Source organism: Domibacillus enclensis (genome assembly GCF_900156125.1).
GTDB classification, from domain to species: domain Bacteria; phylum Bacillota; class Bacilli; order Bacillales; family Domibacillaceae; genus Domibacillus; species Domibacillus enclensis.
Map to the genome: position 1 here is coordinate 586459 of NZ_FTLX01000002.1, position 7652 is coordinate 594110.

7 protein-coding genes are annotated in these 7652 nt (G+C 45.6%); all 7 read left to right on the forward strand.

Going from position 1 to position 7652, the window contains the following annotated elements; genetic code table 11:
* Nucleotides 1–90: 90 nt before the first annotated feature.
* Nucleotides 91–1107, forward strand: a complete 1017-nt coding sequence (iolG, locus tag BW952_RS06675) for an inositol 2-dehydrogenase (protein WP_045850453.1) — start codon at nt 91–93, stop codon at nt 1105–1107.
* A gap of 142 nt (nt 1108–1249) precedes the next feature.
* Nucleotides 1250–2800 (forward strand): sugar ABC transporter ATP-binding protein, encoded by a 1551-nt coding sequence (locus BW952_RS06680; RefSeq protein ID WP_045850454.1) that lies wholly within the window; start codon nt 1250–1252, stop codon nt 2798–2800.
* Between the two features lie 5 nt (nt 2801–2805).
* Nucleotides 2806–3798, forward strand: coding sequence for an ABC transporter permease (locus tag BW952_RS06685; protein ID WP_045850455.1), 993 nt, complete (start codon nt 2806–2808; stop codon nt 3796–3798).
* 57 nt (nt 3799–3855) lie between these two features.
* Complete coding sequence (locus BW952_RS06690; RefSeq protein ID WP_045850456.1) at nt 3856–4821, forward strand: sugar ABC transporter substrate-binding protein; 966 nt, start codon at nt 3856–3858, stop codon at nt 4819–4821.
* Nucleotides 4822–4892: 71 nt separating this feature from the next.
* Nucleotides 4893–5903 (forward strand): LacI family DNA-binding transcriptional regulator, encoded by a 1011-nt coding sequence (locus tag BW952_RS06695; RefSeq protein WP_045850457.1) that lies wholly within the window; start codon nt 4893–4895, stop codon nt 5901–5903.
* Nucleotides 5904–5992: 89 nt separating this feature from the next.
* Nucleotides 5993–7018, forward strand: a complete 1026-nt coding sequence (iolG, locus tag BW952_RS06700; protein ID WP_175607567.1) for an inositol 2-dehydrogenase — start codon at nt 5993–5995, stop codon at nt 7016–7018.
* A 17-nt stretch (nt 7019–7035) separates the two neighbouring features.
* Nucleotides 7036–7652 (forward strand): aldehyde dehydrogenase family protein (locus BW952_RS06705; RefSeq protein WP_420809995.1); only part of this gene is annotated, 617 nt, incomplete at its 3' end.

A 7652-nucleotide genomic window follows, 5' to 3' on the forward strand; every position in this document is an offset into this window, starting at 1 on the left:
AAAGAATAATATGCGCTATGATCCATTTAGGAAAGCGCTTCACTTTTGATTAATCGATTAATCAACTCTTATAAAATTGGAGGAGAAAAAATGAAAAAGGTAAAAACAGCTGTAATTGGACTTGGCCGCCTTGGTTACTGGCATGCTGTCAATGTATCAAAAATTCGTGGCGCGGAGCTGCACATTGTCTGCGATCAAAACAAAGATATGGCAGCAAAAGTGGCGCAGGAATTGGAGGTGCCGTCTTTTACTGTGAATCCTGATGAGGTGTTTCAAAATGAAGCAGTCGAAGCGATTATAATCGCTTCTCCAACGAGTACACACTATGACCTGCTCCAAAAAGCCGCACAGTCCGGAAAAGCAGTCTTCGTAGAAAAACCACTGACGATTAATCTAGAAGAAGCATATGCCATTGAAAAGCGGATACAGGAAACAAATTTGTTTTGCCAGGTTGGCTTTATGAGACGGTTTGACCCAGCCTATGTAGAAGCAAAGCGACGGATTGACGCGGGCGATATTGGTCAGCCTATTTATTACCGTGGAATTTCCCGCGACCCCGATGCGCCGCATGAATCATTTATCCCGAATAGCGGCGGCATATTTGTCGATATGGCTATTCACGATTTTGATGCTGCTCGTTATTTAATGAATGCTGAGGTAACAGCTGTTTCGGCACACGGACGGATTTTGAAATATCCGTTTATGGAAAAGTACGGCGATGTCGATCAATCCTTAACATATCTGGAATTCAATACAGGAGCAGCCGGCGATGTGGAAGCCAGTCGGAATGCGCATTACGGGTATGATATTCGAGCCGAGGTGATTGGAACGGAAGGAACGCTTTTTATCGGTGACCTGCAGCAGCATCATGTGCATATACTAACGAAATCTGGAAAAACGCACGACCTGCTGCCGAGTTTTCCTGTTCGTTTCTCAGATGCCTATACAATCGAAATGGATGCTTTTATTCAACGTGTGCGTGAAAATGAAACATCTCCTGTATCAGCAAAGGATGGCGTCCGGGCGCTGGAAATTGCATTGGCGGCGAAGCAGTCGTTTCAGACAGGAGAAAAAGTTAAGGTGTTTGACAAGCTGACAATCCACTAATGAAAATGGACTAAAGAGCAAGGAAAATCAAAAAATTCAAAATAATAGTTGAAATAATACAAGTCTCAACTTATAATTCAAATAAGTTGAGAAAACGCTTTCTTTAATTTTGAAGCGAAATATGCTGGAAAGGGGTCTTTTAATGGCAGTTCATGCTGGCAGTCTTCTTGAATTGAAGGGAATCAAAAAGAGCTTTAATCAAAATCATGTGCTTAAGGGGATCGACCTTGAAGTGACCGCTGGAGAAGTTCATGTATTGCTTGGCGAAAATGGCGCTGGAAAATCAACACTCATCAAAATTATGACAGGCGCATATCAAAAGGATGCAGGGGAAGTGTACTGGGAAGGGAAACAGGTTCAGGTAAACAACCCTGTTGATGCAATGAACCTTGGGATCGCGACGATTTATCAAGAGCTAAACGTGATCCCGGAACTGAAGGTATATGAAAACATTTTCTTGGGCCGTGAAATTAAAAAGGGCGGCAAAATGTCGATGATTGACCATAAAAAAATGAAAAAGGAAGCGGAACGTGCTCTTGGTATGCTCGGGCAGGATCCGAAGATTGCGGATCAAATTCTCGGGGAGCTTGGCATCGGCCAGCAACAGCTTGTGGAAATTGCTAAAGCGCTTACCCTAGATGCGAAACTGATCATTATGGATGAACCGACGGCCAGCTTAAGTGGATCAGAGGTGGAGCAGCTGTACGATTGTGTAGAGCAGTTGACTGAAAGAGGCATTGCTATCGTCTTTATTTCACACAGACTCGACGAAATCAGAAGAATGGGTGACCGCATTACCGTTCTGCGCGACGGCTATAAAATTGAGACGCTGCCCGTAAAAACAACCGAAACTGATCACTGGATTGAACTGATGGTCGGACGGTCGTTAGATGAGAAGTACCCGAAAAAATCGTTTGAGCCTGGCCGTGAAGGATTTCGTGTTGAAAATTTAAAAGTAGCAGGGACTGAGGCACCTGTTGATTTTTCAATTCACTACGGTGAAATTGTCGGGATTTCTGGGTTAGTTGGTGCGGGAAGAACGGAACTGGCCAGAGCCATTTTCGGCGCCGATAAACGTGAACACGGAAACCTATTTATTGATGGAAAACAGGTGAAGATAAAATCACCGAAGGATGCGATTAAAGCGGGAATGGCGTTTATTACGGAAGACCGAAAAAGCGAAGGGCTTCTTCTTGACCAGCCGCTGGACTTTAACATTGGCCTTGCTAATATGAAGAAATTCAAAAATAAGTCCAATTTAGTGAATTTAAAAGGTATCCGTGATGAAGCAGACAACTATGTGAAGGAGCTCAAAGTTCGCCCAAGCGATATTGATTTGCATGCACGGAAACTAAGCGGCGGCAATCAGCAAAAGGTGGTCATTGCCAAATGGCTTTGCACGAATGCGAAGGTCTTTATATTCGATGAGCCAACCAGGGGAATTGATGTTGGAGCCAAAGTTGAAGTGTACCGGCTAATGAACCAGCTTGTGGATAACGGTGCCATTGTGCTGATGATTTCATCTGATCTTCCTGAGATCCTTGGTATGTGCGACAGAGTGCTTGTCATGAGTGAAGGAAGGATTACCGCTGATCTTCCTCGCAACGAAGCAACACAGGAACGAATTATGAAAGCGGCTACAGGGACAGCGGATGCAGCTGAAAAACCATTAATAGCAGCTACGGGAGGGTAAAGAAAATGAGCGAAGCAGTGATAGAAAAAGAAAAGCCAGTAGGCGAGAAAAAATCCTTTAAGCATTTTCTTGGCAAGTTTGGCGCTTTAATTGGATTAATTATTTTAACGGTCGTTTTAACCTTTTTGTCTGATAAATTTCTAACTGTGAACAACTTGATGAATATTGCCCGCCAGTCTTCGATTAATGCGCTTTTGGCCATCGGTATGCTGTTGCCGATTTTAACAGCAGGTATTGATTTATCAGTAGGATCCATTTTAGCCATTTCCATCATGACGATGGGGATTGTGTCTGTGAATATGGGCATGAGCCCTGTGCTTGGCATTATCGTCTGTCTGGCTGTTGGAGCGGCTTTTGGCTTATTAAATGGCTTACTGCTGACGAAGCTTCGTTTGCCGCACCCATTCATCTCGACGCTTGGAACGATGAACATCGCACGTGGAATTGCATTGATTATTACAGCTGCAGCGCCAATTGCCGGATTCCCCTATTTGATTCAATTTTTAGGACGTGAGTTTGTCGGACCTATTCCGGTCAGCTTCCTTCTTGTCATCGGGGTTTATATTGTCTTTCATATTTTCTTAACAAGAACACAGACCGGGCGCTACATTTATGCGATTGGCGGCAATAAAGAAGCAGCGCACTTATCCGGTATTAATGTCGACCGCGTATTAATTATTGTGTATACCATTAGCGGTTTGATGGCCGGTCTTGCAGGGCTTGTCATGGTTGGACGTGTCAATTCAGCTTTTCCGCTGGCAGGCTTATCCTATGAGCTGGATGCGATTGCGGCGGTTATTATCGGCGGCGCCAGCTTTTTCGGCGGAGTCGGAACAGTTTGGGGTACATTAATTGGTGCTATGATCATAGCGGTGCTGCGAAATGGCTTAAACTTGTTGAATGTATCAGCCGATTTTCAAATGGCCGTTATCGGGATCGTTATCATTGCAGCTGTGTATGTTGACGTTCTTCGTCAAAGAAACAGTAAGAAAAATTAAAATTTGCCACTTGATAAAGCGCTTAACCTATTTTATAATACAGGGGGAACAATCATTATGAAAAAACCATTCAAAGTATTTGGGACAGCAGCTATTCTTTCTTGTCTAGCCTTCACAGCAGGCTGTAGCGATAGTGGAGAGGCGGATTCAGGCAGTGGTGGAAATGAAAGCGTATCCGTCGTTTTGAAAACGCTCTCCAGTCCTTATTGGAAATACGTTGAAGCGGGAGCTCTGGCGGCAGGTGAAGAATTAGGTGTCGATGTGACAGTTGTTGGTCCATCAGCAGAATCTCAAGTGATTGAGCAGGTGAATATGCTCGAGGATCAAGTCAGCCAGTCGCCAGGAGCTATCGTTGTGTCTCCATCACAGCCTGATACCGTTGTTCCGGTATTAGAGCAGGCCGCTCAAACCGATCTTCCAGTTTTATTAATTGACTCTGACGCCGAATTTGAAGGCAAAACGACTTTTATTGGTACAGAGAACTTCACAGCGGGTCAGGAAGGCGGGAAATTGCTCGCTTCCATGCTTCAAAAAGGAGATAAAGTAGCCTTGATTGCAGGGGCCCTTGGAAACCCAGCAACAGATGACCGAATTAAAGGGGCAAAAGAAGCACTTGAAGAAGCTGGAATGGACGTCGTAGCAGAGCAACCTGGAGACAGTGACAAAACGAAAGCCATGTCGGTTATGGAAAACATAATGGAGAAAGATGGGGATGTAAAAGGTGTATTCGCAGCCACTGACGACATGGCTCTTGGCGTTCTACGTGCAGTAGAAGCAAAGGGCATGGACACAAAAGTAATTGGAACAGATGGTACAGAGGAAGCCGTTGAATCTATTCTAGGTGGAGGGCTCGCTGGAACGATTGCTCAAAGTCCTTATAATATGGGCTATCAGGGAGTAGAAAATGCGTTGAAAGCGATTAACGGTGAAACAGTGGAAGAGCGCATTGACAGCGGCATCGATATTATTACAGAAGAAAATGCCCAGGAGCAGCTTGATTTTGTAAAGAGCATTTCGAAATAAGAAGATTTCTTGCTCTGGCTGTTTTCATGGTAAGCTAGAAGAAAGGAATAGCCAGAGGAGTATGATAGGAAATGAAGCCGACGATCTATGACGTTGCCAAAGAAGCGGGAGTATCGATCGCCACTGTTTCAAAGGTTTTAAATAACACCGGCAGAATTAGTGAAAAAACACGAAAAAAAGTGTTGGAGATTATTAACCGGATGGATTACCATCCGAGCGGTGTGGCTGCTGCCTTAACAGGAAAGAAAACGTTTACGATTGGCGTTCTCGTTCCAGATATTGCGAATACATTTTTTGCGGAGGTTGCACGCGCTCTTGAAAATAAAGCAAGAGAAATGGGCTATGCGATTATTTTGTGCGCGACGGACTACAAAAGTGAGCGTGAACGGGAATACTTGGACCTGCTGTTAAAAAAGCAGGTGGATGGCGTGATTATGGCGACAGAGCCGAACGATCTGGAGCCGTTTCGAAAATTGAGCGAGCGCCAGGTTCCTTTGCTGCTGTTTTCTGTAGATCAGTTGTCGGTTGCTTCAAACGTTGTCACAACTGACAATGTGCGGGGCGGGTATATCGCCGGACAATATTTGGTGAAAAAAGGGCATCGCAGGCTGGGCATGATTGTCGAACGAAAACGTCAGTCAGGCCGGGCGCGATTGTCCGGGTTTCAGCAGGCGCTGGCCGAAGAAGGGATAGATCTTGAGGAAAGATTTATAATAGACACTCGCTCTACGATCACGGAGGCACGTCAGGCGGCCCAGCACCTTTTATCATTGGATGAAAAGCCGACAGCTGTTTTTACAGCAAACGATTTAATCGCTGTTATCTTAATAAATGAAGCAAGAAAGGCAGGATTGAGAATTCCAGAAGACCTTTCCGTTATCGGATTTGACAATACCATTCATGCTGAAATTGTCGATCCAGGGCTTACTACGATTGCTCAGCCGATCGAGGAGCTGGCAAGCTACGCGTTTCATCAGCTTTTGCAGTCTATCGAACGGTCGACGATGGCCGGACACCGCATTATGCTTTCTCCAGAGCTGATCGAGCGGGCTTCTGTCCTAGATCTTTCAAATACTAAATAAAGCCCGTAGCCAGCACGGGTTTTATTTTACAGTAGTTAGTTAAGCGCTTAATCTTAAAAATATATTGGTATAGTAATTGAGGAGGAATCATTATGACAGTAACAGTAGGAATGATTGGTGCAGGAAGAATCGGACAGTTGCACGTAGATAATTTAAAGCTTATTCCGCAAATTCGAGTGAAAAGTGTGTCCGATGTCGTAATCGATCATTTAAAAGAATGGGCCGAATCAAAAGGCATTGAGACATTAACGACAGATTACCGCGACCTGCTTAACGATCCAGAAATCAATGCGATTTTCATTTGCTCTCCGACAACAACACATGCATCGATCATTAAAGAAGCCGCCGCCGCCGGCAAGCACATTTTCTGTGAAAAACCAGTCAGCTTTTCAGTGGAAGAAACAGAAGCAGCACTGAAGGAAGTAGAAAAAGCAGGTGTAAAACTTCAAGTCGGCTTTAACCGCCGCTTCGATCCGAATTTCCGCAAGGTCCGCTCCGTTGTCCAGAACGGTGACATCGGCCAGCCGCATATTATCCGCATCACGTCACGCGACCCGCAGCCGCCAGGCGTTGACTACATTAAATCATCAGGCGGACTGTTTATGGATATGATGATTCATGACTTTGATATGGCCCGCTACATTATGGACAGTGAGGTGGTCGAAGTATCTGCAGCCGGGACTGTATTGATTGATGAAGCAATTGGCCAGGCAGGCGATATTGATACGGCGATTGTTACATTAAAGTTCGCTAACGGTGCGCTAGGGGTTATCGATAATAGCCGGCAAGCTGTTTATGGATATGATCAGCGGCTTGAAGTATTCGGGAATAAGGGAGCTGCTCAGGCAGACAACAACCGTCCGACGAGTGTCGAAGTCTCAACAGCCGATCACGTAACAAAAGAGAAACCGCTTTATTTCTTCCTGGAGCGTTACACACAAGCGTATATAGATGAAGTTATTGAATTTGCGAAAGCGTGTTCAGAAAATAAAGAAGTAAGCTGTAGTGGTTTTGACGGTCTTCAAGCTGAGCGGATTGCCCGGGCAGCGAAGGAATCATTCGAAAAAGGCATGCCTGTTAAGCTTTATTCAGACGCATCATCAGTGCTCCAATAACTTATCCGAAAGGGGAAATGAACATGATTCAAGCAAATGTAGAAAAACTAAAAAATTATATTAATGGTGAATGGGTGGACTCGGTATCAGGTGAATTCGAAACGGTCGTGAACCCGGCAACCGGTGAAGAGATTGCGCAGGTGCCACTATCGTCAAAAGAGGACGTCATCCGGGCAGTCGAAGCGGCTGAGAAAGCGTTTCAATCCTGGTCGCAAACGGCTGTACCAAAGCGTGCCCGCATCCTGTTCAAGTACCAGCAGCTGCTCGTCGACAACTGGGAAGAGCTGGCGAAGCTGATTACGATTGAAAACGGCAAAAGCCTGTCGGAAGCAATGGGCGAGGTGCAGCGCGGCATTGAATGCGTCGAGTTTGCCGCTGGGGCGCCGACGCTCATGATGGGCAGCCAGCTTCCGGATATCGCCACGAACATTGAGTCCGGCATGTACCGCTATCCGGTGGGTGTTGTTGGCGGGATCACCCCGTTCAACTTTCCGATGATGGTGCCATGCTGGATGTACCCGCTGGCGATTGCATGCGGAAATACATTTGTTTTGAAGCCATCCGAGCGTACACCGTTGCTCGCGGCAAAATTGGTCGACTTGTTTAAAGAAGCCGGTCTTCCTGACGGCGTGCT

Coding starts and splice junctions, on each gene's coding strand:
- BW952_RS06690 (WP_045850456.1), top strand. CDS start 3,856: ATGAAAAAACCATTCAAAGTATTTGGGACAGCAGCTATTCTTTCTTGT.
- BW952_RS06695 (WP_045850457.1), top strand. CDS start 4,893: ATGAAGCCGACGATCTATGACGTTGCCAAAGAAGCGGGAGTATCGATC.
- BW952_RS06680 (WP_045850454.1), top strand. CDS start 1,250: ATGGCAGTTCATGCTGGCAGTCTTCTTGAATTGAAGGGAATCAAAAAG.
- iolG (WP_045850453.1), top strand. CDS start 91: ATGAAAAAGGTAAAAACAGCTGTAATTGGACTTGGCCGCCTTGGTTAC.
- BW952_RS06685 (WP_045850455.1), top strand. CDS start 2,806: ATGAGCGAAGCAGTGATAGAAAAAGAAAAGCCAGTAGGCGAGAAAAAA.